Source organism: Leifsonia sp. Y862, assembly GCF_057669585.1.
On record NZ_JBYHFR010000001.1, the window covers coordinates 1,702,124 to 1,726,932 of the forward strand.

The 24,809-nt window shown below is 64.1% G+C and carries 24 protein-coding genes and 1 tRNA gene; 10 read left to right on the top strand and 15 right to left on the bottom strand.

Annotation, left to right across the window (positions count from 1 at the left end; translation table 11 throughout):
* The 5 genes from AC25Z0_RS08020 to AC25Z0_RS08040 all read right to left on the bottom strand — a co-directional run bounded on the left by AC25Z0_RS08020 (position 1) and on the right by AC25Z0_RS08040 (position 4,790).
* Positions 1 to 909: a carbohydrate ABC transporter permease gene (locus AC25Z0_RS08020; RefSeq protein ID WP_488132828.1), complete on the bottom strand. Its 909-nt coding sequence runs from the start codon at positions 907 to 909 to the stop codon at positions 1 to 3.
* Positions 906 to 1,928 (bottom strand): carbohydrate ABC transporter permease, encoded by a 1,023-nt coding sequence (locus tag AC25Z0_RS08025; protein WP_488132829.1) that lies wholly within the window; start codon positions 1,926 to 1,928, stop codon positions 906 to 908. The genes AC25Z0_RS08020 and AC25Z0_RS08025 overlap by 4 nt, the downstream gene beginning before the upstream one ends.
* Before the next feature lie 98 nt (positions 1,929 to 2,026).
* Positions 2,027 to 3,334 (bottom strand): ABC transporter substrate-binding protein, encoded by a 1,308-nt coding sequence (locus AC25Z0_RS08030; protein ID WP_488132830.1) that lies wholly within the window; start codon positions 3,332 to 3,334, stop codon positions 2,027 to 2,029.
* 356 nt (positions 3,335 to 3,690) lie between these two features.
* Positions 3,691 to 3,763 (bottom strand) — tRNA-Thr (locus AC25Z0_RS08035).
* A 106-nt stretch (positions 3,764 to 3,869) separates the two neighbouring features.
* Positions 3,870 to 4,790, bottom strand: a complete 921-nt coding sequence (locus AC25Z0_RS08040; RefSeq protein WP_488120755.1) for a DsbA family protein — start codon at positions 4,788 to 4,790, stop codon at positions 3,870 to 3,872.
* 305 nt (positions 4,791 to 5,095) lie between these two features.
* On the opposite strand from AC25Z0_RS08040, the gene AC25Z0_RS08045 reads away from it, so the two are divergent.
* Positions 5,096 to 6,193, top strand: a complete 1,098-nt coding sequence (locus AC25Z0_RS08045; protein ID WP_488120754.1) for an ABC transporter ATP-binding protein — start codon at positions 5,096 to 5,098, stop codon at positions 6,191 to 6,193.
* 110 nt (positions 6,194 to 6,303) lie between these two features.
* Positions 6,304 to 7,614 (top strand): DUF4032 domain-containing protein, encoded by a 1,311-nt coding sequence (locus AC25Z0_RS08050; RefSeq protein ID WP_488120753.1) that lies wholly within the window; start codon positions 6,304 to 6,306, stop codon positions 7,612 to 7,614.
* Between the two features lie 20 nt (positions 7,615 to 7,634).
* Here AC25Z0_RS08050 and AC25Z0_RS08055 read toward each other — a convergent pair whose 3' ends face one another.
* The 5 genes from AC25Z0_RS08055 to AC25Z0_RS08075 form a co-directional block, all read right to left on the bottom strand.
* Positions 7,635 to 8,204 (bottom strand): GNAT family N-acetyltransferase, encoded by a 570-nt coding sequence (locus tag AC25Z0_RS08055; protein ID WP_488132831.1) that lies wholly within the window; start codon positions 8,202 to 8,204, stop codon positions 7,635 to 7,637.
* A 180-nt stretch (positions 8,205 to 8,384) separates the two neighbouring features.
* Positions 8,385 to 9,500, bottom strand: coding sequence for a 23S rRNA (guanosine(2251)-2'-O)-methyltransferase RlmB (gene rlmB, locus AC25Z0_RS08060; RefSeq protein WP_488120751.1), 1,116 nt, complete (start codon positions 9,498 to 9,500; stop codon positions 8,385 to 8,387).
* Entirely contained in the window at positions 9,500 to 10,915 is a 1,416-nt protein-coding gene (gene cysS / locus AC25Z0_RS08065) for a cysteine--tRNA ligase (RefSeq protein ID WP_488132832.1), read from the bottom strand. The genes rlmB and cysS overlap by 1 nt, the downstream gene beginning before the upstream one ends.
* Positions 10,912 to 12,159 (bottom strand): 2-C-methyl-D-erythritol 4-phosphate cytidylyltransferase, encoded by a 1,248-nt coding sequence (gene ispD, locus AC25Z0_RS08070; RefSeq protein WP_488132833.1) that lies wholly within the window; start codon positions 12,157 to 12,159, stop codon positions 10,912 to 10,914. The genes cysS and ispD overlap by 4 nt, the downstream gene beginning before the upstream one ends.
* Before the next feature lie 109 nt (positions 12,160 to 12,268).
* On the bottom strand, positions 12,269 to 12,751 hold the full coding sequence (locus AC25Z0_RS08075; protein WP_488120748.1) for a CarD family transcriptional regulator: 483 nt from the start codon (positions 12,749 to 12,751) through the stop codon (positions 12,269 to 12,271).
* Positions 12,752 to 12,907: 156 nt separating this feature from the next.
* Between AC25Z0_RS08075 and AC25Z0_RS08080 the strand changes: the two genes are divergently transcribed.
* Positions 12,908 to 13,402, top strand: coding sequence for a hypothetical protein (locus AC25Z0_RS08080; RefSeq protein WP_488132834.1), 495 nt, complete (start codon positions 12,908 to 12,910; stop codon positions 13,400 to 13,402).
* Positions 13,403 to 13,477: 75 nt separating this feature from the next.
* Here AC25Z0_RS08080 and AC25Z0_RS08085 read toward each other — a convergent pair whose 3' ends face one another.
* Positions 13,478 to 14,158 (bottom strand): response regulator, encoded by a 681-nt coding sequence (locus AC25Z0_RS08085; RefSeq protein WP_488120746.1) that lies wholly within the window; start codon positions 14,156 to 14,158, stop codon positions 13,478 to 13,480.
* Positions 14,155 to 15,309, bottom strand: coding sequence for a sensor histidine kinase (locus AC25Z0_RS08090; RefSeq protein ID WP_488120745.1), 1,155 nt, complete (start codon positions 15,307 to 15,309; stop codon positions 14,155 to 14,157). Before AC25Z0_RS08090 ends, AC25Z0_RS08085 begins: the two co-directional genes overlap by 4 nt.
* A 180-nt stretch (positions 15,310 to 15,489) precedes the next feature.
* Between AC25Z0_RS08090 and phoU the strand changes: the two genes are divergently transcribed.
* The 5 genes from phoU (at position 15,490) to AC25Z0_RS08115 (ending at position 18,768) form a co-directional block, all read left to right on the top strand.
* Positions 15,490 to 16,146 (top strand): phosphate signaling complex protein PhoU, encoded by a 657-nt coding sequence (phoU, locus tag AC25Z0_RS08095; RefSeq protein WP_488120744.1) that lies wholly within the window; start codon positions 15,490 to 15,492, stop codon positions 16,144 to 16,146.
* Positions 16,147 to 16,431: 285 nt separating this feature from the next.
* Positions 16,432 to 16,782: a PadR family transcriptional regulator gene (locus tag AC25Z0_RS08100; protein WP_488132835.1), complete on the top strand. Its 351-nt coding sequence runs from the start codon at positions 16,432 to 16,434 to the stop codon at positions 16,780 to 16,782.
* A 2-nt stretch (positions 16,783 to 16,784) separates the two neighbouring features.
* Positions 16,785 to 17,153, top strand: coding sequence for a DUF1048 domain-containing protein (locus tag AC25Z0_RS08105; RefSeq protein WP_488120742.1), 369 nt, complete (start codon positions 16,785 to 16,787; stop codon positions 17,151 to 17,153).
* Positions 17,150 to 18,004 (top strand): ABC transporter ATP-binding protein, encoded by an 855-nt coding sequence (locus AC25Z0_RS08110; RefSeq protein ID WP_488132836.1) that lies wholly within the window; start codon positions 17,150 to 17,152, stop codon positions 18,002 to 18,004. Before AC25Z0_RS08105 ends, AC25Z0_RS08110 begins: the two co-directional genes overlap by 4 nt.
* Positions 18,004 to 18,768 carry an ABC transporter permease gene (locus AC25Z0_RS08115; RefSeq protein WP_488120740.1) on the top strand — a complete coding sequence of 255 codons (765 nt, stop codon included), beginning with the start codon at positions 18,004 to 18,006 and terminating at the stop codon, positions 18,766 to 18,768. The genes AC25Z0_RS08110 and AC25Z0_RS08115 overlap by 1 nt, the downstream gene beginning before the upstream one ends.
* A gap of 97 nt (positions 18,769 to 18,865) precedes the next feature.
* Here the strand turns inward: AC25Z0_RS08115 and AC25Z0_RS08120 are convergent, their stop codons facing one another.
* Complete coding sequence (locus AC25Z0_RS08120) at positions 18,866 to 19,615, bottom strand: phosphoglyceromutase (RefSeq protein WP_488132837.1); 750 nt, start codon at positions 19,613 to 19,615, stop codon at positions 18,866 to 18,868.
* Between the two features lie 32 nt (positions 19,616 to 19,647).
* Here AC25Z0_RS08120 and AC25Z0_RS08125 point away from each other — a divergent pair, with 32 nt between their 5' ends.
* Positions 19,648 to 20,472, top strand: a complete 825-nt coding sequence (locus tag AC25Z0_RS08125; protein WP_488132838.1) for a class I SAM-dependent methyltransferase — start codon at positions 19,648 to 19,650, stop codon at positions 20,470 to 20,472.
* Between the two features lie 189 nt (positions 20,473 to 20,661).
* On the top strand, positions 20,662 to 22,593 hold the full coding sequence (locus tag AC25Z0_RS08130; protein ID WP_488132839.1) for an HNH endonuclease signature motif containing protein: 1,932 nt from the start codon (positions 20,662 to 20,664) through the stop codon (positions 22,591 to 22,593).
* A gap of 84 nt (positions 22,594 to 22,677) precedes the next feature.
* On the opposite strand, the gene AC25Z0_RS08135 is transcribed toward AC25Z0_RS08130, so the two are convergent.
* Positions 22,678 to 24,024 (bottom strand): CoA transferase, encoded by a 1,347-nt coding sequence (locus AC25Z0_RS08135; protein ID WP_488132840.1) that lies wholly within the window; start codon positions 24,022 to 24,024, stop codon positions 22,678 to 22,680.
* A gap of 41 nt (positions 24,025 to 24,065) precedes the next feature.
* On the bottom strand, positions 24,066 to 24,743 hold the full coding sequence (locus AC25Z0_RS08140; RefSeq protein ID WP_488132841.1) for a TetR/AcrR family transcriptional regulator: 678 nt from the start codon (positions 24,741 to 24,743) through the stop codon (positions 24,066 to 24,068).
* Positions 24,744 to 24,809 lie beyond the last annotated feature (66 nt).

Genomic DNA, 24,809 nt, shown 5'->3' on the forward strand with positions numbered 1-24,809 from the left:
TCAGCCCTTGACCGCGCCGGCGGCCAGGCCGGAACGCAAGAACCGCTGCAGGCTGAAGAACAGGATGATCAGCGGAATGACGCCGAGAAGCGCTCCGAGCATCACCGCACCCTTGTCGGGCGAGAAGTAGCTGATCATGCCGAACAGTCCGAGTGTGACCGGTTTGAGCGCTGGTGTTGAGACCATCAGCAGTGGCAACAGGAAGTTGTTCCAGGTCGCGACGAAGACGAACAGGAAGATGGTCACCATGGCGGGTGCCAGCAGGCGCATCACGATCGTGAAGAAGATGCGCACCTCACCGGCGCCGTCGATGCGGGCGGCCTCCAGGAGCTCTGTCGGCACCGCATCCTGGGCGTAGACGATGCCGAGGAACACGCCGAACGGCGAGACCGCCGACGGGATGATGATCGCCCATGGTGTGTCGACCAGTCCGAGAGCGTGGAACTCAAGGTACAGCGGCACTGTCAGCAGGGCGACGGGGAGGAGCAGCCCAGCCATGATGATTCCGACGGCAATCGTCTTGCCTGGAAAGACGAACTTCGCGATCGCGTATCCAGCCATCACAGCGAACAGGGTGCCGATCACGCCGGCGGTGAGCGAGTAGAAGATCGAGTTGCCGACCCACTGCCAGAACATGCCCTGTGTCCAGGCCATGAGGCTGTCGTAGTTCTCGGCCAGGTTCCACTCTGCGAACCAGAACCCGAAGGTAGAGGTCAGGTCGCGGTTGTTCTTCGTCGAGGCGATGGCGAGCCAGAGCACCGGCGCCAGGAAGTACAGGGTGGCCACGACGAGCACGGCGACACCGACGATTCGAGCCACAGGACCCGGCAATGCCGACTTCGGCGGCAGATCAGCCGCGGATTCCCTCGCACGGCGTTTGGCGGATTCGATCATTGTGCTGATGCTCATGCCTTGTCTCCCTTCTTGCGCTGAAGCAGTGCATAGACGGCTGCGAGCACTCCCGCGATAACCGCCATCAACAGCGAGTAGGCCGAAGCAGGGCCAGTGCCAGAGGGTGAGACCGCGCCCATCATCGAGTTATAGGTCAGCATCATTGGGGTGTATTCCTTGCCCATCCAGGGGTTCGCGCTCTCCATGATCACCGGCTCGTTGAACAGCTGGATTGTGCCGATGATCGACAACAACACGGCCAGCAGCGCCGCACCACGTACGAGCGGGACCTTGATGCGAGTCGCGATCTGCCACGCCGTCGCACCGTCGAGACGGGCCGCCTCGTACAGGTCCTTCGGGATCGTCTGCAGGGCTGCGAGGAAGATGAGCATGTTGTAGCCGGTGTACGTCCAAGTGGTCATGTTCGCCATGGAGAACAGCACGGTTCCCGGTGCCATGAGGTTGGTGCCCTCTGGCAGGTACTGCATGAACGGCGAGACCTCTGGGGTGTAGAGGTAGAGCCACATCATCGCGGCGATGACGCCCGGGATGGCAAAAGGCAGGAAGAAAGCGAGGCGGAAGCCGCCTGGGCGACGCACGATGAACGAGTCAAGCAGCAGTGCCAGTCCGAGGGCGGCAATGATCATCACGGGGACCTGGACGATGCCGTACACCAGTACGCGTCCCATTCCAGCCCAGAATGGACCACTGCCGAGCGCGAGCGCGAAGTTGTCGAAACCGACGAAGGTGTCGACGAGCCCTCCGCCACCGTAGAGGCCGTCACCACTCGGGAGCTGCGCGAACATCGACGAGTAGATCGAGACACCGATCGGCACGAGGAAGACGATGGCGAACAGCACGGAGAACGGCGCCATGAACATCCAGCCGGTGATGGCCTGCTTCCGAGCGCCCCGTGTACGATTCAGGGCCTTTCGCCCCTTACGCCCCGTGTTCCCTAGTGGGGTCGGCGCTAGTGCGCCAACGCCTCCGCCTGTGCGCGCCGATAGCCCGGTGCGGCTCTGTGTGGAAAGGGTCATGGGGTGGTGGTCTCCTTCAACTTCAACCTCTGGCCCGGCGGCTCACACGGGATTCCGTGTGAGCCGCCGGCACGGCAGTCAAGCCGTGTCGTTCCTTATTACTTTGCGACGGGAAGACCGAGGTCTTCGAGCGTTGCGACTGCGGTGGTCTGCGCGGTTGTGAAAACGTCAGCGACCTGTGTGGTGCCGTCTCCGACGCCCGCAGCAGTCTCGTTCATCTTGGTCAGCGAGGCGAAGCCCGGTGCGTAAACGAAGTCGGGGTTCAGGTTCGACGATGCCGTTGCGAGCTCAGCGAGCACGTCCTGTCCACCGAACTGACGCAGCAGCTTCTCGCTCGTGGTCGGGGTGCCGTTTGCGGCGACAACCAGACCCTGAGACGCGAGGTCGTCGATCTGGGTGTTGAACCATCCGTTGAACGCCATGGCCTCTGCCGGGTGCTCGCAGCCCTTCATGACCGCGACGCCGGAGCCGCCGTCAGGACCGGTCAGCTCGCCGGCGCCGAAGTCGGGCAGCTGCGCGATGCGCCACTGGCCCTCTGCCGGGGTGCCGTCGAGTGAGTCGAGCATGAAGCCTGCTTCCCATGCAGCGCCAACGTGGCCGATCAGGCTTCCGTTGTTCAATGCCTGGGTGAATGCCTCGCCCCAGCGCTCAGTGACGAGCGCCTGCTTGTTGTTGACCAGGTTCTGCCAGAATGCGGCGACCGTCTGGCTGCCAGCACCCTCAGCGTCAACGGTCCAGCCGTCGTCGGTGGCGCCGAACCAGGAATCGCCGGCCGCTGCGGCCTGCGCCGACAGCCAGGAGAGCGCCTCATCGGGGGTGAATGCGGCAACGTACTTGCCAGACGCGGCTGCCGTAGCTGCGTCGCTGCTCAGTTCGTCGATGGTCGTGGGAACCGGGAGACCCAGTTTCTCGAACTCGGTTGCGTTGTAGTAGTACACGAGGGGGCCGGTGTCCTGAGGAATACCGACGACAGCGTCGCCGACGGTCATCATCGCGTATGCGCCGGCAGAGAAGTCGTCGGCGTACTTACTGGCCTCGTCGGCCACGTCTTCGAGCATTCCCTTGACGAACAGCTGCGGCACCTCTGAGTACCCGACCTGCGCGAGGCAGTCGGCCTTGCCGGCCTTCACGTCGGTCTCGAGCTTCAGGATCATGTCCGTCGCCGCGCCGTCGAACTTCGTCGCCGTCACGTGGATGTCGGGGTTCGCCTCGTTCCAGCGATCGACGATCTCGCTGACCGGCGTCATCCCCTCGCCGTCAGGCAAGCGGTGCAGGTAGCTGATCTCGATGGGGCCACTGTCGCTGCCAGAGCCGCTGTCGCTGCTGCAGGCTGCGAGTCCGAAGACGGAAATCGCCGTGACCGTCGCGATAGCGGCGGAACGTACGACACGAGTGCTGTGTTTCATGTATCGCTCTCCTTTGAGGTGATCGCCGCTCCACTGATGCGGTGCGGAATCATCGTGCGCGCGACGCATTTGAGTGCGCTCCGCCGATGTAGACCATATGAATGTTTGCGTTCACAATACTCCTTTGTCGCATGAAATCAAACAGAAATGCATGATCTGCCATTTCAAATGCGCAACGCGAACACTGCCACTCCATAAGTTCGACAATGGTGTCGCATTGCGCGACAACGAACGCGAACCAACGCGGCGCTCAGCGGGTGCACGGAATTTCACATGAGGGCATTGCCTCTGCTCGCGCTGGATAAAAAAATCGCCCTGCATCCCAGCGCGAGTGCGGTGGAGTCAGGGCGATACAGGGCCGGCCACGGGACTTGAACCCGTAACCCCCACTTTACAAGAGTGGTGCGCTACCAATTGCGCCAGGCCGGCATGAGGCACATAAAAGCGCCTCGACCATCCATCCTAAATGACAGATGGGGGTGGTTGTGTCGCCGCAGCGAGAATTCGTGTTCTCAACGCGGCGACACACCAGTCACTATCCGGCCGCTGCGGGCTCCGGAGTGGGCGTCGGAGTCGACGTTGAGTACGTCTCACCCGTTGCCTGCTGGACGAACGCCGCGAATTCCTTCGGGTCATCGAGCGAACCGACGTACTGCTTGCCGTTCACGAGCACGGTTGGTGTAGTCGTGATGGCGGCAAGCGTGGAGTTCGGGATGGGGCCAGACAGCGCGCGGCTGGTTGATTCCTGCACCCAGGACTTGAACGTCATGTCATCAACGCACGACTCGACGGCCGTGAGCGCTGTACTGACACCCGATTCCTTGATGACGTCCTTGATCTCGTCATCGTTGAGACCGGTCGAACCCTCATTGGGCTGGTTGTCGAACATCGCGGAGTTGAACGCGTAGAAGTCGTTCGGCGTGTAGTTCGCAACGCAGGCTGCGGCGTTCGCGGCCCGCAGCGAGTACTTGGTGCCCGCTGACTTGCTGGTCATGATCGCCAGCGGGTGTATCTCGACAGTTGCAGCTCCCATGTCAACCCACTTCGCGATCTGCTCGCCGTTGGTGCTCTCAAAGTCACCGCAGAGTGGGCAGAGGTAATCAAGATAGATGCGGATGTCTGCCACAGCACCCGTGGAATCCGGCGTTGACGGAATGGGCGTCGCATCCGATTCAAGCGCAACCGTCTCTGTGGCTGACATGCCCTCGCCGATGAGGACGCCGTCGCTGGCCATGTTCTGCGGGCCTGGACCCTCTGGGCTGATGTTCTTCACGAGCACGAGCGAGACGATCGCGACGACCGCGACGGCGGCGACCACAATTCCGCCCTGCAGGAACACGCGACGACGACGGTCCTGCTTCTTCTGCTGCTCGCGGAGTGCCTTTGCCTTTAACCGCGCTGCGTCACGTCGTTGGTTCTTCGAGGCACGGCTGTCGCCTGTTCCGCCAATTGTCATCGATGTTCGCTCCGGGTAGCTCTCTGTCGCACGCAAAATTTTGCATGCAAATGCACTCAAGATAGTAGGACGGCAGTCTGGGAAACGGCCAAACGTTTACTGGGCGCGATGAGCGATCATTCGACCGTGAACGACCGTTGCGTGAATGGTGAACGACCGTCGCGTGAATATGGAGCGTCATCGCATCCGTTAGACATGCAATACTAAGACCGATGATTGGACGGGGTAACCGGTCCCTCATCGGCATAAACCCCATTCACAACGGATCGTCCGGCACGTACCTGCCGGTGAAGGAGAATATCGTCATGGCTTCAGTGACCTTTGATAAGGCAACTCGCCTTTACCCGGGCTCCACCCGCCCGGCCGTCGATCAGCTTGACCTGCAGGTCGCTGACGGCGAATTCCTCGTACTTGTCGGCCCCTCCGGTTGCGGTAAGTCAACGTCGCTCCGCATGCTCGCCGGCCTTGAAGAGGTCAACGATGGCAACATCTTCATCGGTGAGCGCAACGTGACGGATGTTCCCCCGAAGGACCGCGACATCGCCATGGTCTTCCAGAACTACGCGCTGTACCCGCACATGACGGTTGCTGAGAACATGGGCTTCGCGCTCAAGATCGCCGGCATCAACAAGGACGAGCGTGCAGCCCGCGTTCTCGAAGCTGCCAAGCTTCTCGACCTCGAACCGTACCTCGGCCGCAAGCCGAAGGCCCTCTCCGGTGGACAGCGTCAGCGCGTTGCCATGGGTCGCGCCATCGTGCGTAGCCCCCAGGTCTTCCTCATGGACGAGCCGCTGTCGAACCTCGACGCCAAGCTCCGAGTCCAGACCCGCACCCAGATCGCGTCGCTCACGCGCCGCCTCGGTGTCACCACCGTTTACGTCACGCACGACCAGACTGAGGCGCTCACCATGGGTGACCGCATCGCAGTGCTGAAGGACGGCGTCCTGCAGCAGGTCGGCACCCCGCGCGACCTGTACGCAAAGCCGGAGAACGTCTTCGTTGCCGGCTTCATCGGCAGCCCTGCCATGAACCTGTTCCAGGCTGACGTCGTCGACGGCGGCATCCGCTTCGGAACCGCCACCGTTCCCGTGCTGCGCGATACCCTCGCATCCGCATCGGGCAACCAGGTCACGATCGGTGTGCGTCCGGAAGACATCCACGTTGCAACCGCATCGGGCGAAGGCCTCGAAGTTGCTGTCGACCTCGTCGAAGAGCTCGGTGCTGACGGTTACCTCTACGGTCACTCCACCGTTGACGGCAAGCGCACCGACATCGTCGCTCGCGTCGATGGCCGCTCGCACCCGTCGGCAGGCGACACGGTCTTCCTGACCCCGACGCCGAACCACCTGCACGTGTTCGACGCAGAAAGCGGCCTCCGTCTCGGCGGCGCCGTCACCGACTAAGCACCAGCATTACTCGAAGGCCGGATGAAGCGAATGCTTCATCCGGCCTTCGTCGTTAACCGCTGGCAGTGCGGCATTAGCTCACCGGCAGTCCCGCTAGGCTCGATTCCATGAGTGGCTCCCTTAACATCATCTCGGCAACGGTCGATCCTGCCCTGCTTGACCTGCCGTGGCACCTGCCGCTCGACGCATGGCCCAACCAGAACATCGCGTCTTTGCCGAAGGGAATCTCCCGGCACCTGGTGCGCTTTGCACACCTCAGCGGTCACGTCGTCGCCATCAAGGAAACGACCAGTGAGATGGCCAAGGGCGAGTACGACATGCTGCGCAAGCTGCAGAGCCTTGAGATCCCGTGCGTTGAGCCAGTCGCCGTCATCACGAACCGCACGGACGAAGATGGCGAACCGTTGAAGGCCGTGCTCGTCACGCGCCACCTGAAGTTCTCGCTTCCGTACCGGGCGCTCTACTCGCAGACGCTTCGGCCTGACACGGCCACGCGCCTCGTAGACGCCCTCGCGGTGCTGCTCGTGCGCGTGCACATGGTCGGCCTGTTCTGGGGCGACGTCTCACTGTCGAACACGCTGTTCAGGCGTGACGCCGGTGCGTTCGCCGCCTACCTCGTCGACGCGGAGACCGGCCAGCTCTACACGGGCGGCCTCTCCAACGGCCAGCGCGAGAACGACCTCGAAATCGCCAGGGTGAACATCGCCGGCGAACTGATGGACCTCGAAGCCGGCGGCCGTGTCGCAGACGAGCTCGACCCCATCCGCGTCAGCAACGGCATCGTCGCCGCCTACCGCCTGCTCTGGACGGAACTGACCGGCTCTGAGTCGTTCTCCAGCTCTGAGCGCTGGCGCATCTCAGAGCGCGTCGACCGCCTCAACAACCTCGGCTTCGACATCGAAGAGCTCGCCATCAAAACGGATGACACCGGAACGACCGTTCGCATCCAGCCGAAGGTCGTCGACGCAGGGCACCACCAGCGCCGCCTGCTGCGTCTCACAGGCCTCGACGCCGAAGAGAACCAGGCCAGGCGCCTGCTCAACGACATGGACTCCTACCGCGCCGCGTACGGCGAAGCGGATGCCGATGAGGAGATGGTCGCCCACGAGTGGCTCGTGCGCGTGTTCGAGCCCGTTGTGCGCGCTATCCCCCGCGAGCTCAAGGGCAAGCTCGAGCCGGCAGAGGTCTTCCACCAGCTGCTCGACCACCGCTGGTACATGGCGCAGAACCAGGGACACGACATCCCGCTGGCCGAAGCCGTCACGTCGTACGTGCAGGACGTCCTGCGCCACCGTCGCGATGAGGCGACAGTGATCGACCCGCCGACCGGCTCGATCACCCTGCCGATTCCGACGACGAGCGGGGCAGCGGCGGACGCAGAGGACGATGACGCCGAAGACTGGCGCCTCAACGTCTGATCGACGACGCACTGCGGGTCTTACGTCATTTGCCGCTTGGGGCCACGGAACGTTGCGATGGGGGTGACGTCAAGCCAACCAAGGTTGTCGTAGAGATGGCGCCCGTCAGCACTCGCAACAAGCAGGCCCGTCTTCGCGTCCCTGTCTGCAGCCCAGGACGTAAGCCCTGTCATGATGAGACGGCCGAGACCACGGCGTCTGAAACGCGGTTTCGTCTCTATACGGTCGAAAATGACGTCAGTTCCGCGCACTGCGGCTTGTCCGCTGGCAGCAATTTCACCATCCAACTCGATATGGGCGCGTGCGACCGGCCCGTATACCTCGATGCGAATCTTCTCCGGCATTGCAGTGCGCACAACAGTGGACGCCATCATCATTTCCTCGTGCGTCACAGCGTCGAGGATAGACAGCGCTGTGAGGGCATCCGCTCCCTGGGCACCGACGACCGTTAGCCACACGTCTGGGCGGGCTGTCGCTGCCGCAAATTGGCGAACCTCCTCAAGGGAGGGAGAGGCAATGATGTATTCCTGTGAACGGGTCTCGGCAGCCACCTCGACAAGCCAACCGCGTCCGAAACGCTCGCGAGACATCCCACGAGAATCGCCCCAACCCTCGACCCATCGGTCGACCAAATCACTCGTCAGATCCATGATCCGACCCTAGCCGGTACATGTGACGACACGACGGCGGACGAGATCGTGGCTCAGGCCGTGAAGAATCCAGCCTGGCAAGTGCTCGGCGCATGTTGGCCGAGCACTTGCGCACAGATGTTAGTCCGAGGTGACAGCCGACGCAGCAGACTTGGCTGCCTTCGTGGCGGCCTTCGCCGTCTTCGCTTCCGCGCGGAGGCGCGAGATCTCATACAGCGTGACGCTCGCCGCGATTCCGGCGTTCAGCGATTCGGTGCCAGCGCTGATCGGGATCGACACGATGGCGTCGCAGGTCTCTGCAACGAGGCGGGACAGGCCCTTGCCCTCGCTGCCGACGACGATGACGACGGGACGGTCAGCCAGTGCGAGGCCGGGCAGCGACACGTCGCCGTCGCCGTCGAGGCCGAGCACGAACACACCGCGCTCCTTGAGCGCCTTGAGCGTCGCCGTGAGGTTGGTCGCCATCGCGACGGGCAGGTGTGCTGCAGCGCCGGCAGAGGTCTTCCACGCCGAGGCAGTGACACCGACGGAGCGACGCTGCGGCACGATGACCCCGTGGCCACCGAATGCGGCGGTCGAGCGGATGATCGCACCCAGGTTGCGCGGGTCAGTGATGCCGTCGAGCGCGACGAAGAGCGGCTTGTGGCCGCGGCTGATCGTGAGCTCAAGCAGCTCGAGCGCGTTCGCGTACTCGTAGGCAGGAACCTTGAGCGCGAGGCCCTGGTGCACGGAGTCACGGCCGGCGAGGCGGTCGAGCTCCGGACGCATCACCTCGAGGATCGGGATGTTGCGGCTGGTCGCCATCTTGAGGACTTCCTTGACGCGATCATCCATTTCGATGCGCGTGGCAACGTACAACGTGGACGCGGGGATATTGGCGCGCAGCGCCTCAACCACCGAGTTGCGACCGGTGACGACTTCGTGCTCGTCGATCTGCTTGGCACGCCTCGTTGAAGAGCCGCCGCCGCCGGTGTTGCCGGTGCTTGCACCGCGAGGTGCGCTCTTGCCGAACTTGCCGGCGTCTGGACGGCTGCTGTTGCGTCCGCCGCCGGCCGCCACGTATCGGTCCTGGGCGAGCTTGCGCTTGCCAGCGGGGTGGTACGGACGGTCTTCGGCCTTGGGGGTTGGCTTCTTGCCTTCGAGTGCCTGTCGGCCCTGGCCGCCAGAACCGACCTGCGGTCCGCGGCTGCCCTTGCGCACGGCCCCGGTGCGCGCCTTACGGTCTGTGTTCTTCATCAGTCAAAACTCCAATGGGCACCCGTCGGGGTGTCTTCGATAGTGATTCCGGCGGCGACGAGTTCGTCCCGGATACGGTCTGCAGCCGCGTAGTCACGGCCTTGTCTGGCGCTCTCGCGGTCGTCGAGCAGTCGCTCAACGAGTGCGGTGAGTGCAACCATGGCTGGTTCATCTGTCGCAACGGCCCACTCAGGTGACAGCGGGTTGATGCCGAGGACCTCGCTCATGGCCAAGACCTGGCTGCGAGCGGATGCCGCAGCGTGCAGGTCTTCGGCGTCGAGTGCGGCGTTACCGCTCCGCACGGTGTCGTGCAGCACGGCCAGGGCCTGCGGAACGGCCAGGTCGTCGTTCATGGCTGCGGCGAATGCGTCAGGCACGACCTCGACGCCAGAGCCGGCGAACCGGGTGTCTGACAGTCGTCGGTCGGCCCGATCGAGGAAGCTCTCCACCCGTTCAAGGGCGGCTTCTGCCTCGGTGAGGGCTCCGTCATGGAAATCGATCGTCGACCGATAGTGCGCGGCGCCAAGGTAGTAGCGCACCACGATGGGGCGAGCCTGGTCGAGAAGCTCTGCGGCGAAGATCGAGTTGCCGAGTGATTTCGACATCTTCTGGCCGTTGACGTTCACGAGGCCGTTGTGCACCCAGTAGTTCGCGAACGCGTCACCGGCGGCGGCCGACTGGGCGAGTTCGTTCTCGTGGTGCGGGAAGCGCAGGTCGAGTCCACCACCGTGGATGTCGAACTGGGTGCCCAGGTATCGCGATGCCATGGCCGAGCACTCGATGTGCCAGCCGGGGCGGCCAAGGCCCCACGGCGACGGCCATGCGGCTGAGTCGGGCTCCGTGGCCTTGTGGCCCTTCCACAGCGCGAAGTCGCGAGGATCGCGCTTGCCGCGCGGGTCGGCATCCGTTGCCGCTTCCATGTTGTCGGCCTGCTGGCGGGTGAGCTCGCCGTACTGCGGCCAGCTCTTGGTGTCGAAGTAGACGTCGCCTGAAGCGTCTGGGGCCGCATACGCGTGGCCGGCCTCAATGATCCGGGCGATGATGTCCTGCATCTGCTGGATGCTGGCGGTCGCCCGCGGCTCGTAGGTTGGAGCGAGCACACCGAGGGTCTGGTAGCCGGCCGTGAATTCGAGTTCGTACCGGTAGGCCAGCGCCCACCATTCCTCTGAGCTGCCCTCGGCGTTCACGAGGATCTTGTCGTCGATGTCGGTGACGTTGCGTACGAACGTGACGTCGTTGCCCTGGTAGCTCAGCCAACGGCGCAGCTGGTCATAGACCAGGGCGCTCCGCAGGTGCCCGATGTGCGGGGACGACTGCACGGTGGGACCACAGACGTAGATACCGACTTTGCCGGGTTGCAGGGGGATGAAGTCACGGAGGGCCTGGGCCTTCGAGTCGTAGAGTCGCATGGTCACGCCCTCCAGTTTAGGTGAGGGGTGCCTGTGAAGACGGGGATGAGTACCGCTGTTGCGATGGCTGCGATGCCCTCTCCCCTGCCGGTGAAACCGAGGGCGTCTGTCGTGGTTGCCGAAACGGAAACCGGAGCGGAGAGGATGCCGCTGAGCAGCGCCTCAGCTTCGAGGCGCCTGGGCGCGAGCTTGGGTCGGTTGCCGATGATCTGCACCGAGACGTTGCCCACCCGGAAGCCCGCGTTCTGCACGAGTTTCAGCGTCTCTGCAAGGAAGACGTCACCGTGTGCGCCCGCGAAGTGGGCATCCGCTGTTCCGAAGATGCCACCGATGTCGCCGAGGCCGGCCGCTGTGAGCAGTGCGTCGCAGATGGCGTGGCTGGCGGCGTCGCCGTCGCTGTGGCCGGAGAGGCCGCGCTCCCCCGGCCAGTGCAGGCCGGCAAGCCACAGCGGTGACTCGTCGTCGAAGGCGTGCACGTCGATGCCGGTGCCCACCCGTGGTGCGGCAGCGGGAGGGGTCACGGCGGCGAGCAGCTGCTCTGCGCGATTGAGGTCCCACGGCGTGGTGATCTTGAAGGCGAGCGGGTCGCCGACGACCACGCTGACCGCGTGACCGGCCTCTGCGACCGTCGCCGCATCATCCGTCACGTCGGTCGTCACGGCGTTGGTCGCAGCGACCAGGATGTCGCGCGGGAAGCCCTGCGGGGTCTGCACCGCGGAGAGTTCGCTGCGATCGACGGTGCCGAGAATCGTGCCGTCTGCGTCAACTCGTTTGATCGTGTCGACGACCGCGAGTCCTGGCACGATGCCGTGGCCAGTCGTCTCAACCGCACGAACGACGCTGTCGAACAACGCAGCAGGGGTGAGCGAGCGAGCGGCGTCATGCACCAGCACCGTGCGGATGCCTGGGCGAAGTGCGTCCAGCCCGCGCGCAACCGATTCCTGACGGGTCTGGCCGCCAGCCACCACGGTGAGATAAGCGGATGCTGCGCCTGCGGCATCCGCTCCGATGGACGCCGCCACGGTCATCCATTCGGTAGGCGCGACCACGATCACCTGTGCCGCCGTCCGCATACCGAACACGCCTGCGAGCGCGTGGTGCAGCAGCGTCCGACCGGCGAGCATGGCGAACGCCTTGGGTTCGACAGCTCCCAGACGCGTGCCGCTGCCCGCGGCGACGACGATGACAGCAACGTCAGCATTGTCGGCGCGATCGGCAGCGCTGGCGGCGGGATCGGGCGATTCAGTCATGGAAGGAGGCTATCTGGTGAGGGGCGAATGGAGTCGAAGCTGAGCACATGCGAAAGGCGGCACCTGCCGGCGCCGCCTTCTCACGCAATGTGAAAAATCGAAAAGTGAACTACGAGGCAAGAACCTCGTCGAGAACAGTGGATGCCGCGTCTTCGTCGGTCTTCTCGGCCAACGCGAGTTCGGAGATGAGAATCTGGCGGGCCTTGGCGAGCATCCGCTTCTCACCGGCTGACAAGCCGCGGTCCTGGTCGCGGCGCCACAGGTCGCGGACGACCTCAGACACCTTGATGACGTCTCCGGAAGCGAGCTTCTCAAGATTCGCCTTGTAGCGGCGGGACCAATTGGTGGGCTCTTCTGTGAAGGGAGCCCGCAGCACCTCGAAGACCTTGTCGAGGCCTTCTTGGCCGATAACGTCACGCACACCGACGAGGTCGACATTTTCGGCGGGGACTTCGATAACGAGATCGCCCTGAGTGACGTTGAGCTTCAGGTAAACTTTTTCAACACCCTTGATGGTTCGCGTCTTCACCTCGGTGATAGTCGCGGCTCCGTGGTGGGGATATACAACGGTTTCGCCAACCTCAAAAAGCATGAACGAATATCCTTTCGGCGACTTCTAGGATACCACAGCAGGTAATGGTAGGGTTCGCCGCGCCGAAATGCCTCCTCGCTGCCGATAGGCTAAACTCAAAGCGAAAATCTGCAGCGCCATGCCACATCCGGCGGGTGCTGAATTGTTGGAGGTCTTGTGAGGGCGCGTATCGCAACGTCAGTCGTACTGGCGGCTGGAATCTTGCTGGGGACGAGCGCGTGCAATCTGCTTGCGCCCCAGGCAACGACGATTCACTACGACCCGAGCGATGGTGTGAGCGCGAACGTTGGAGACATCGCCGTGCGGAACGCACTGCTCATCTCGAACGGCGAGGGCGACGCAACTCTCTCGGCCACCGTCGTGAACAAGGGCGACTCAGCCCACAGCCTTGAAGTTCAGTACGAGGCCGGTGGCGCCAAGGTGAGCACCGACGTCACCATCAACCCGCGCAGCACCGTCGTGCTTGGTGGAGCGGATGGCCCGGCCGTCACCGTCTCGGCCGAGGACGCCGTACCGGGAAGCCTGTTCCCCGTCTTCGTGCAGTACGGCAGCGAGACCGGCGTTGAAATGCTGGTTCCCGTGCTTGAGGGCAAGCTCGAGGCATACTCGACGTTGGTACCGACGCCGGCTCCCACCCCTGTGGTGCCGTAGCTTCGTAATCTTTCACAGGAAAGGCCCCACGGTAACCGTGGGGCCTTTCCTGTTGCCTGGCGGCTTGGCGCGTTGTTACGCCTCGAAGCGATAGCCGAGGCCGCGCACGGTGACGAGCATCGTCGGTTCAGACGGGGTGGCCTCAATGCGTGAGCGGATCCGCTTGATGTGCACGTCGAGGGTCTTGGTGTCACCGAAGTAGTCGGAGCCCCACACCCTGTCGATGAGCTGGCCGCGTGTGAGCACGCGTCCGGCGTTTCGCAGCAACAGCTCAAGCAGCTCGAATTCCTTCAGTGGCATGGCCACTTCAGCGCCGGAGACGGCCACCGTGTGGCGTTCGAGATCCATGCGCACTGTACCGGCGACCAGCACGGAGTCGTCTTCCTCCACGTGGTCGTTCCGGCGACGGAGCGCTGCACGAATGCGCGCCAGCAACTCGCGCGTTGAGTACGGCTTGGTGACGTAGTCATCCGCTCCGAGTTCCAGCCCAACGACAATGTCAACTTCTGAGTCCTTGGCCGTGAGCATGATGATCGGCACCCAGGAACGCGTGCGGATCTCGCGGCACACCTCTGTTCCTGGGAGCCCTGGGAGCATCAGGTCGAGCAGGATGAGGTCGGCGCCCGTTCGCTCGAACTCCGTGATGGCGCTCGGCCCGTCCTCGGCGATCGTCACCTCGTAGCCTTCACGTTCGAGCAGGAAGGCCAGTGGTTCGCTGAGCGAACTCTCGTCTTCGACCAGAAGGATATGGGTCACTGTTGTTCTCCTGCCGTAGCCTGGATTGGCGTTGTTGCTTCGGGAAGCCTGATGGTGAAAGTCGAGCCGCGACCCTCCTGCGACCACACTCGAACGTCGCCGCCGTGGTTCTGTACGACGTGCTTGACGATCGACAGGCCGAGGCCCGTGCCGCCTGTGTGGCGAGAGCGAGCCTGGTCGACTCGGAAGAATCGCTCGAATACCCGGTCGATGTCGGCCTCGGGGATACCGACCCCCTGATCGGTGACGGCGATCTCGACGACGCCTTCATGGCGGCGCACACCGATACCGACGCGGGAGCCGGCCCCTGAGTAGTGCACGGCGTTCGCAACGAGATTCTGCACGGCCATGACGAGCAACTTCTCGTCGCCGTTCACCTCCGCGTGCGACTTGCGACCGAGAGCGAGGGTGATGTCGTTGGCCGCTGCGACGATTTGGTTCTGATCGACGGCCTGCGCGACGACCTTGTCGACACTGACCAGTTCGGGGTGCTCGAGGGCATCCTGGGATTGCAGCCGCGACAGCTCGATGATCTCCTGGGTGAGGCGGGCGAGGCGGCCGGACTCCGTTGTGAGCCGGTTGGCGAACCTGCGGACCTGGTGCGGCTCATCCGCTGCCTGGTCAAGCGCCTCAGCGAGCAGTCCAACGGATGCGATGGGTGTCTTCAACTCGTGGCTGATGTTCGCCACGAAGTCGCGGCGCACCTCGTCGAGCCTGATCGCTTCTGTGCGGTCTTCGGCGAGCAGCAGCACGTAACGGGTGCCGAGCCTGGCCAGCCGCACCCCGAAGTGCATGCTGGCGTCACCGAACGGGCCGCGCGTGAGCACCAGTTCTTCTGAGATGGGTTCGCCGGTCTTTCGCACGATACTCGCGAGCTTGGTGAGTTCTGGGTGCACGAGGTGCTGGTTCCAGACCAGGCCGAGCGAGAGCGCCCCAGGCGAAGCTTTGACGACGTTGTTGGAGGGGTCGAGAACGATTCCGGCCGACTCCAGCGCATCGAGCACCTGGTCAATGCCGTCGGGGACTGCGGGGTTCACGACTTCAGCCGCCATCTGCCCCTGACGCGCAGCAAAGCTCAGCAGAGTAACGAAGCCCGCACCGACCATGAGCCCGAGTGCCAGCGACAGAAGCACCAGCCAGGTCGATTCCATTTTCCAAGCGTACCGAGCATCACGGGCAGTCTTCGCCCGATCGCCCCGCGAGGCACGCTACTTTAGTAAGTGTTCAGGCCTTCGGCACCTGTTGTTCATCTGCCGTCGGCATCATGAGCCATAAGGCCGTGTCGGTCTTGCGGGCCACTGTGCCCACGCCCCAGGAAGGACCACCCCCGCATGCGTGAAGTATTTCAGCAGGAGCTCGCCGAGGTACAGGAACGCCTCGTTGAGATCTCCGGCCTGGTCGCCGTGTCCATTGAGAAGGCAACGCGCGCGTTCAACGAATCTGACGTCGGTCTGGCCGAAGAGGTCATTGCAGACGACGACAAGATCGACGACCTCACGGTTGAGCTCGATGAGCTCGCCATCACCATCCTTGCCCGCCAGCAGCCGGTCGCACGCGACCTGCGCATCGTGGTGAGCGCGCTGCGCATCAGCGCCTCCCTTGAGCGGATGGGCGATATGTCGACCCACATCGCCCAGTTGGCGCGTTACCGGTTCCCAGACAAGGTGATCCCGAAGAGCTTGCGCCCCACGTTCAGGAAGATGGGCGCCCTCGATGTCGAGATCGCAACCATGCTCACCGAGCTGCTCACGTCTGAAGATGTGAAGCTCGCCGAGACCATCCGCAACGAAGACGACAAGGTCGACGCCCTGCACCTCAGCGTGTTCGACGCCGTGCTGGGCGAAACCTGGAAGGGCCAGGCCGCCGACACCGTCGACGCCACCCTCGCCAGCCGCTACCACGAGCGCTTCGCGGACCACGCGGTGTCCATCGCAAAGAAGGTGCAGTACCTCGCAACGGGTGACTGGCACCAGGACAGCGCCGACTAGCCACTCCCCTCCCCCTCGGCTCCGCTCGGTTCCGCTCGGGGGTTCTCATCCGCTACGCGAAAGCGCAGTTCTTGTCGTTATGACTTCGGTCAACCGACACGAACTGCGCTTTCGCGTTTTTGCGTTGTGCGTTTGGCAGGGCGTGCGGAAATTGCATTCACATTTTTTTCGTTCACCCCTTGCGCGATCGCCACTACTCGGTGAAACTAGCTACCAGTAGTCAGTAACACTGAATAGCAGTAACACTGAATAGCAGCATCACTGAGTAGTGGAAGGGAGGGTTTCATGGGCAAGCAAGCGACCGAAATGCTCAAGGGCACTCTCGAGGGAATCGTCCTCGCAATCCTCGCCGTGCGACCTGCATACGGCTATGAGATCACGGCACGGCTGCGCGACGAGGGCTTCTCCGACATCGTCGAGGGCACCATCTATGCGCTGCTGCTCAGGATCGAGCAGCGCGGCCTCGTTGACGTGGAGAAAGTCCCGTCTGAGAAGGGGCCGCCGCGCAAGGTCTATTCGCTGAACGCGCAGGGCGGCGAGTACCTCGAAGAGTTTTGGAGGACCTGGAGCTTCCTCGCAGAACGCATCGAACAGCTCCATCACCACATCGAACGTACGAACGAAGAAGGAGAGTAACCATGGCTGCGAAATGGATCGAGGCCGTCACCGGCTCGCTCGAGCAGAAAAAGCAGTACAAGCAGGCCAAGGCACGAATGGATGATCTGCCGGCACCGTACGCCGCCGCGGCGAACGCTGTGCATCGCTACCTCTTGTACTCGGGCGATGTGACCGACGGCGACACCATGGTGACGATGATCGGCGACCTTGCCGACCTGTGGGAGCGGGCCGCGACCGACGGCACCCCGGTGCGAGCGATCGTCGGCGACGACCCGGTCGAGTTCGCCGAGGCATTCGCACTGGCCTACAGCGGCAAGCGGTGGATCGACAAGGAACGCGCTCGCCTCAATAAGGCGATCGACGACGCAGAACGCGAGGAACAGTTATGACCATCAACCAGGCCCTCGAACCGGCGATCCGGGTGCAGGGCATTGAGAAGTCGTTCAAGGACATACATGTATTGCGGGGCGTCAACCTCGACGTGGCGGCGGGAAGTATTCTCGCCCTGCTCGGGTCGAACGGCGCCGGCAAGACAACGCTCGTGCGAATCCTGTCGACACTGCTGAAGCCCGATGCGGGCACAGCAACTGTCCATGGCTTCGACACCACCGCGAATCCCGGTGACGTGCGCGAGTCGATCAGCCTGACCGGCCAGTTCGCTGCGGTCGATGACGTGCTCACCGGTCGCGAGAATCTCGTGCTGATCGCCAAGCTGCGTCATCTGAAGAACCCCGGTGGGATCGCCGACGACCTGCTCGCCCGCTTCACGCTCACCGAAGCAGGCAACCGCAAGGCTGCGACGTACTCGGGCGGCATGCGACGGAGGCTCGACATCGCGATGAGCCTGATCGGTAATCCGCCGATCGTCTTCCTCGACGAACCGACGACAGGCCTCGACCCCCAGGCGCGCATCGAGGTGTGGCAGACCATCAAACAACTCGCCGTCCAGGGCACCACGGTGCTTCTCACGACGCAGTACCTCGACGAGGCCGAGCAGCTAGCCGACCGTATCGCGATCCTGCACAAGGGCACGATCATCGAGAACGGCACCCTCGCCGAACTCAAGCAGCTTCTCCCGGCCGCGACTGTCGAATACGTCGAGAAGCAGCCATCCCTTGAGGACGTCTTCCTCGCCCTCGTTGGTGACACCGGCGAGACAGACGAGACCGACACAGATGCGACCGCCACCCCCGCCGACGAACGTGCCGGCGACACGGTCCCCGCACGAAAGGAATCCTGATGACCACCCACGTCCTCGGCGATACCGGCACTCTTACCGGCCGATCGCTGCGTCACATCCTCCGCAGTCCAGACACCATCATCACCACCGCGGTCACCCCGATCGCCCTGATGCTGCTATTCGTGTACGTGCTCGGCGGCGCGATCAACACGGGATCCGACGAGTCGTATATCAACTACATGCTCCCCGGCATCCTGCTCATCACGATTGCGTCGGGGGTCGCATACACCGCGTACCGACTGTTCCTCGACATGCAGGGCGGCATCTTCGAACGATTCCAATCCATGCCGATCGCCCGGTCGAGCGTGCTCTGGGCGCACGTTCTCACCTCCCTGGTTGCGAACCTGGTCTCGGTCGCAGTCGTCATCGGCGTCGCGTTCGTGATGGGGTTCCGCACCGGTGCATCCGTGGGCGCCTGGCTCGCCGTCGCCGGCATCCTGATTCTGTTCACCCTCGCGCTGACCTGGCTCGCCGTGATCGCCGGACTTTCGGCGAAAACCGTTGACGGTGCGAGCGCGTTCAGCTACCCGCTGATCTTCCTGCCGTTCATCAGCTCGGCGTTCGTGCCCACTGATTCGATGCCAGGGCCGGTCGCATGGTTCGCCGAGAACCAGCCCGTGACTTCGATCGTGAACACCATCAGAGCGCTGTTCGCCGAGCAACCCGTCGGCAGCGACATCTGGATCGCCCTTGCCTGGCTCATTGGCATCCTCATCGTCGCCTACGCCTGGGCTATCTCAATCTACCGGCGAAAGGTTCGCTGAGGTCGAGCGCCGCTCAGGCCAGGCGCACTGTCACCAAACAACTCCGCCCGCCTCCCCATGAAGGGAGGCGGGCGGAGTCTTTACGGGCTAGGTCGTTCTACTTCTTGCCCTGTGCCGCGACAGCTGCGGCGCCAGCAGCGGCGGCCTCAGGGTCGAGGTATTCGCCGGGGCCGAGCGGCATGAGGTCTTCGCCCAGCTTGTAGACGAGCGGGATGCCGGTCGGGATGTTGAGCTCGGCGATGTCGTCATCCGAGATGTTGTCGAGGTGCTTGACGAGGGCGCGCAGCGAGTTGCCGTGTGCGGTGACGAGTACCGTCTTTCCGTCGCGCAGGTCGCCGGAGATGTCGGATTCCCAGTAGGGCAGCATCCGCTCGATGACGTCCTTCAGGCATTCGGTGCGGGGAACGGCGTCGCCGAGTGCGGCGTAACGCGGGTCGCCGACCTGCGACCACTTGGCATCCGCTTCGAGCTCGGGCGGCGGCACGTCAAAGCTGCGGCGCCACAGCTGGAACTGCTCTGGACCGTACTTCTCGAGGGTCTCTGCCTTGTCGAGGCCCTGCAGCGCACCGTAGTGACGCTCGTTGAGGCGCCAGGAGCGCTTGACGTCGATCCAGGCGCGGTCGGCCTGCTCAAGAGCGAGATTCGCCGTCGAGATGGCGCGGGTCAGTACAGAAGTGTGCACGATATCGGGCAGGATCTGCGCTTCGGCGAGCAATTCGCCGGCACGCCTGGCCTCGGTGATGCCCTGTTCGCTGAGCCTTACATCCACCCAACCGGTGAAGAGGTTCTGCTGGTTCCACAGGCTGTTTCCGTGACGAAGAAGAATGAGAGTGTATGGGGCAGACATGTCATCCACTCTAGCGAGTGGACAATAGAGGTATGCCTGTTGGAACCATTACGCGCGGCACAACGAACACGAATCGCTTGCGTCGCGTCGATCGATGGGTTGGTCACCTCCCCGTCCTCCGTCACACCGATGATCCCCTTGTTGTCGACCTCGGCTATGGCGCGAGCGCCGTGACCAGCCTTGAATTACACCACCGCCTGGCGAAGAAGCGAGCGGATGTCGCCGTGCTCGGTCTCGAGATCGACCCAGCTCGGGTGAAGGGCGCGAACGACCAGCTCGCCGAGGTGCGTGCGGGCACGACCGGATTCGCTGCCGATGCGCGCGTCTCGTTCGCTGTCGGTGGTTTCGAAGTGCCGCTCGCCAAGGGACGAAAGCCCGCGGTGATCAGGGCCCTCAACGTGCTCAGGCAGTATGACGAGTCAGAGGTGGTGCCGGCCTGGCGGATGCTGGCACCGCGGTTGCAGCATCACGGCGTGCTGATTGACGGCACCTGCGACGAGATCGGGCGGATCGCCGCCTGGGTGGATGTCACTCGCCATGGTCCGGTGCGCTTCTCCATCTCGCTGCGGCTCGCAGACCTCGAACGCCCGTCGATCGTGGCAGAGCGGCTGCCGAAGATTCTGATTCACCGGAACGTGCCAGGGGAACGGATTCACCAGCTACTGGTCGACCTTGACCGGCACTGGCAGCACCAGTCGCCGCTCGCCGCCTATGGACCAAAGCAGCGCTGGGTGGCGACCGTGATGGCGCTCAAGGCGCAGGGCTGGCCTGTGCAGGGCTCGCCGCATCGCTGGAAGCTCGGCGAACTGACGGTGCCGTGGGCATCCGTTGAACCGCAGGGATTCGTCTGGAAGTAGGGTGCTCGACGGCCGGACGGCCGTGGTTTGCGGTGGCGGGTGCGGTTGCTCGGTCGCGTGGCCTGCGGTGACGGATGTCCGAGGCGGGGCGTGCCGTGGTGCCGGCGGTGAACGATTCATGGGCACAACTATACGAGTAAAATGAGGAAACCTCTAGCTTCTTTCGAACATTTGATCTAGAATTGGGGTATGGATCCAGCGCTGGAACATCCCGAACGGCCGGTGAACACTCCCGCCTCTTCACACTCCACGCGCTCGGTCTCCTCGCTTCCCGCGGCATCTCGTCCCGCTGCCCCACCTCCCGCTGCGTCACCTCCCGCTGCGTCACTTCCCGCTGCTTCGCTTCCCGCCGGCCCCCTTCCCGCCGGCCCTCTTCCCGCCGCCTCGCTTCCTGCGGCTTCGGCTCTTCCCACATCCTCCTTCGCCGACCGCGCCCTGGCGACCGTCGTTCGGCTCGCTGCGGCGCCGCGCGGACCCGTGGACTTTAATTGGTCCAATGCCGAGAAGCAGCTCTCGAAGTGGGTGTTCGAATGGGACGTGCAGCAGGCCGAGGAAGAGGCCGCAGAAGATGCCGCAGCGCAGGCCGCGGAGCAAGTGGCCGCCACGCAAGCCGCAGAGCGGGCTACTGAGGAGGCGGTCGCTGAAGAGATGGCTGCAGCGCAGGTCCTGGTCGGCGATGTCGGTGGCCCGGGAACGGAGTCCGCACACGGCGCGATCAACCTCGCGCTCCGCAAAGCCGAGACCGCACAGTCCACGACCGCTCAGTCGTTGGCCGTGGAGGTAGCGGCGGCGGCGGAGGTCATCCGTCTGGCCCGTAACAACCTCAGCATCTACTTGACGCCCGGCGGGATGAGTGAGCCCGACGCTTTGGACCTGGCCGAACGAACCGCGGCCACCGACCTGAGTCTGCGTTTGCATCGCTCGCCCGACCAGGTGCGGACCATGGCCCACGAAGGGTTGGTGCTCGCCGAGTCGCTGCCGCAGCTCTGGGCACTGTTCCAAGCCGGTCACACCGGATACGCGCAGGCCCGCGCCGCCGTCAACCATCTCACCGGGCTGACCGACCCCGAGGTGATCGCCCACTACGACACCGAACTCGCTGCGAAGGCCACCGAGCTCACGCCGGAAGCATTCCAACGCAAAGCCCGCACCCTGCAGCAACGACTTCTCGCCGAACCCCCTGAACTCCGCCACGCACGCGCGATGGCTGACCGCCGCGTCATCATTGAACCGGCCACCGACGGCATGTGCACCGTGTTCGCGGTGATCAGCGCCGCGGACGGCATCCGGATCAACGCCCGACTGGATGCCACCGCGAAGAAGATCGCGAAGAAGGAAGCAAAAGAAGCCCGAGCCGCCGGCACCGGTCGGGACCGGTGCCGCACCCGGGCACAGATCCGCACCGACCTGTTCGCCGGCTGGCTCGCGGGCGATGGCACCCCGACCGCGGCGAAGGTCCGCCCGCTGCTGTTCGTCCCCATCCATGAGCTGCTCGGTGGCACGAACCCAGTGGGGCACAACGGACATCTCAACCACGCGGGCACTGCCGGTGCAACCGATCAAACTGGCCCAGCTGCCCAGGCCGGCCAGCCGGTCCCATTCGATCAGCCCGCAGTCTTGCAGGGCTACGGACCCATCGACCCCGTCACCGCCGCGCAACTCTTCATCGATGCCCCGGCGTTCCGCCGGGTGGGCACCGACCCGTTCAGCGGCGAGATCCTCTCCTTCGACCGCACTCGCTACCGGCCCACGAAAGCGCAACGCGAGTGGCTCGCCGTGAAGTACGGCACCTGCGCACGGACAGGCTGCAACCGGCTCGCCGTCAGCTCCGACGTCGATCATCTCAAGGAGTGGGTCCGCGACCACGGACTCACCAACGAAGACAATCTGATCCCGCTCTGCCCATCCGATCACCGGTTGAAGACGCTGACGAAGATCCGGTACAAGCGAGACCCAGACGGCAGCGTCACCGTCACCACCCCCACGGGATACGTCGGGATCAACGCACCACCCGATCCACTGCCCCGGCATCCGCTGCCCACGAATTCGCTGGCACGTTCGCCACTACTCCGAAAGCTACGGGAATCCCGCACACCACTGCCAGAGAACCCGCCGTTCTAAATAGCGCAGTCTCAATAATGCAGTTGGTCCCAGCGCACGCGCGCTCATCTGGAGCCAGACACCTTCTCAGGCAGACCGCGTGTCTCAGGCCGGCTCAAGCCAGGCCGCCCGCGAACTCCCCAGTCGCACGACGGGACCCTGCTCGCGACCGGCGATATCGACCACTGAGCGAGCACGGCGCACCGAGCCATAGTCACTGTCAACGGTCTCGAGCTCGGAAGCAAGTGCGGCGGCATCCGTTGGTAGTGGCTGCTCAGCGTTGTCGACAACGCCTAGTCCGATCAGCGCCTGGGCAGTTGCGGCCAGCGATGCTCGAATGTGTGCCGCCCTGCCATCTGCAAGTGCCGCGCAGATCGCTCCCGCCAGCACATAGCCGGTGGCGTGGTCGAGTGCCTGGGCTCGCAGCGACCCTGGCTTGTCGGTGCCGCCCTCGATGACCGCGATCCCGGAAGCTGCCTGCACGAGCGAGTCGAATCCGCGGCGTTCCGCCCAGGCACTGCCCGCCGGGTACGCACTGAGGGAAGCGGTCACGATGCGCGGATGACGCTCGCGCAGGCTGCGCTCATCGAGGCCGAACCGGTCGAGGCTGCCAGGGCGGTATCCGAGAATCACAACGTCGGCTTCGGCCAACAAGCCGTCGAGAAGGGTCACATCGCGGCGGAGGTCGAGCATGATCGACCGCTTACCTGCTCCTGTATCGATGTGCTGCACGGCGATCTCCGCCGGATCGACGGGGTCGACCCGCAGCACGTCCGCGCCGAGCAGCGCGAGCGCTCGGCTACACGTCGGCCCCGCGATCACCCGCGAGAGATCGAGCACGCGCGGCGCCCGCCCGGCCAGTCCACGTGCACCAGCACCGCCCGCGCCGGCGCCATTGCCGACGCCGTCGCCGACGCCGTCGCCGTTCACGTTCCAGTCCAGCAGCGGCGCAGGAGCGATCACGTCGGCAAACTCCTCTGGGCGGCGCACGCGCACGCAGAGGGCATCGTTAGCGACGGCCAGGGCCTCGGCATCCGCCGCAGACATCCCCGCCAGCACTGCAGCGAACTCCTCACGGCTCGCGGTCGCTTCAAGACCGAATGCCGCGCAGAGCCGATGCAGGTGGTGCGGATAATTCGCGTGGGTGCGCACCCACCCGTCATCCGTTGCAAAGAACCCACTGAGTGGAGCCCAGGCCGCCGCAGGTACTCCGTCGACGCTCAGATAGGTGAAACTGCTGAAGTTGACGCCGACCCTGCGCGGATTGACAGTGATCCGAGGCAGCCCCAGAAGGCGTCCCGCCTGACTGGCAAAGAACGCCACGCTGTCTGTCGCCAGTTCGCCAGCCCGCAGTCGCGCGGTGAGGCCCGTTTCGCCCGGGTCGACACGCACCCGCTGCGCGGCCGCGTCATCGACGACCGCAGCTGCCAGGTTCGTAAAAAGGCTGCCCATGCGGCGAGCCTACGCCCAGGGGCACGCACGCCGAGGCGCGGCTAAGCTCGTTCGGTTGTGGTGATTCCGTTGATGAGCACGGTGATTCCCCATCGAAGGCGTTCGGCGGGTGTGCCCGCAACGATCTCGGCACCGGCGGCGGCGACGTGTGGGAGTTCTGCAGGATCGGCCGAGGCGATGTGGCTAGCGAGGTCGGCTAGATCACGGTTGGGGGTCCGTTGCGCCGTGGTGCGTGAGCCTCGTTCTGCAGCCAGGAAGGTTGGATAGGCGAAGAGCAGATCGACGCCCCATGCCGCCTGGCCGGCGGGAACACCGCCCTCCTCGAGCAGTCCGAGGATGGCGTCGACGAGCCGAAGATAGTTGGGGCCCGATGTGTGGGTTGACATTGAGATCCGGGCGATCTCCGGATGCTCGAAAAGCACTGCCGCGTAGCTTTCGAGGAGATCGATCAGGCGCGCGAGCCACGGGCCGGACGTGCCAGGCCGCACGTCCGCGAGCAATTCGTCGAGAATCTGCGCGTGGAGGTCAGCGGTGTTCTGCACATAGACGTAGAGCGAGGCGGCACCGGTGTCGAGCGCGGTCGCGATCCGGCGCATCGTGACCTTGTCCATTCCCTCGGTTTCGAGGATCGACACCCCGGCTGCAATGATGCCGGCCCGGGTCAGAGGCGGCTTTGCAGGTCGTTCGCGGCGACTCACGGGGCGGGTTGACTCAATCATTCGGCAAATCTATCACGAACATGTTCGCTACGACCGGGTTCTCCGGGTATGGTGATCACGAACATG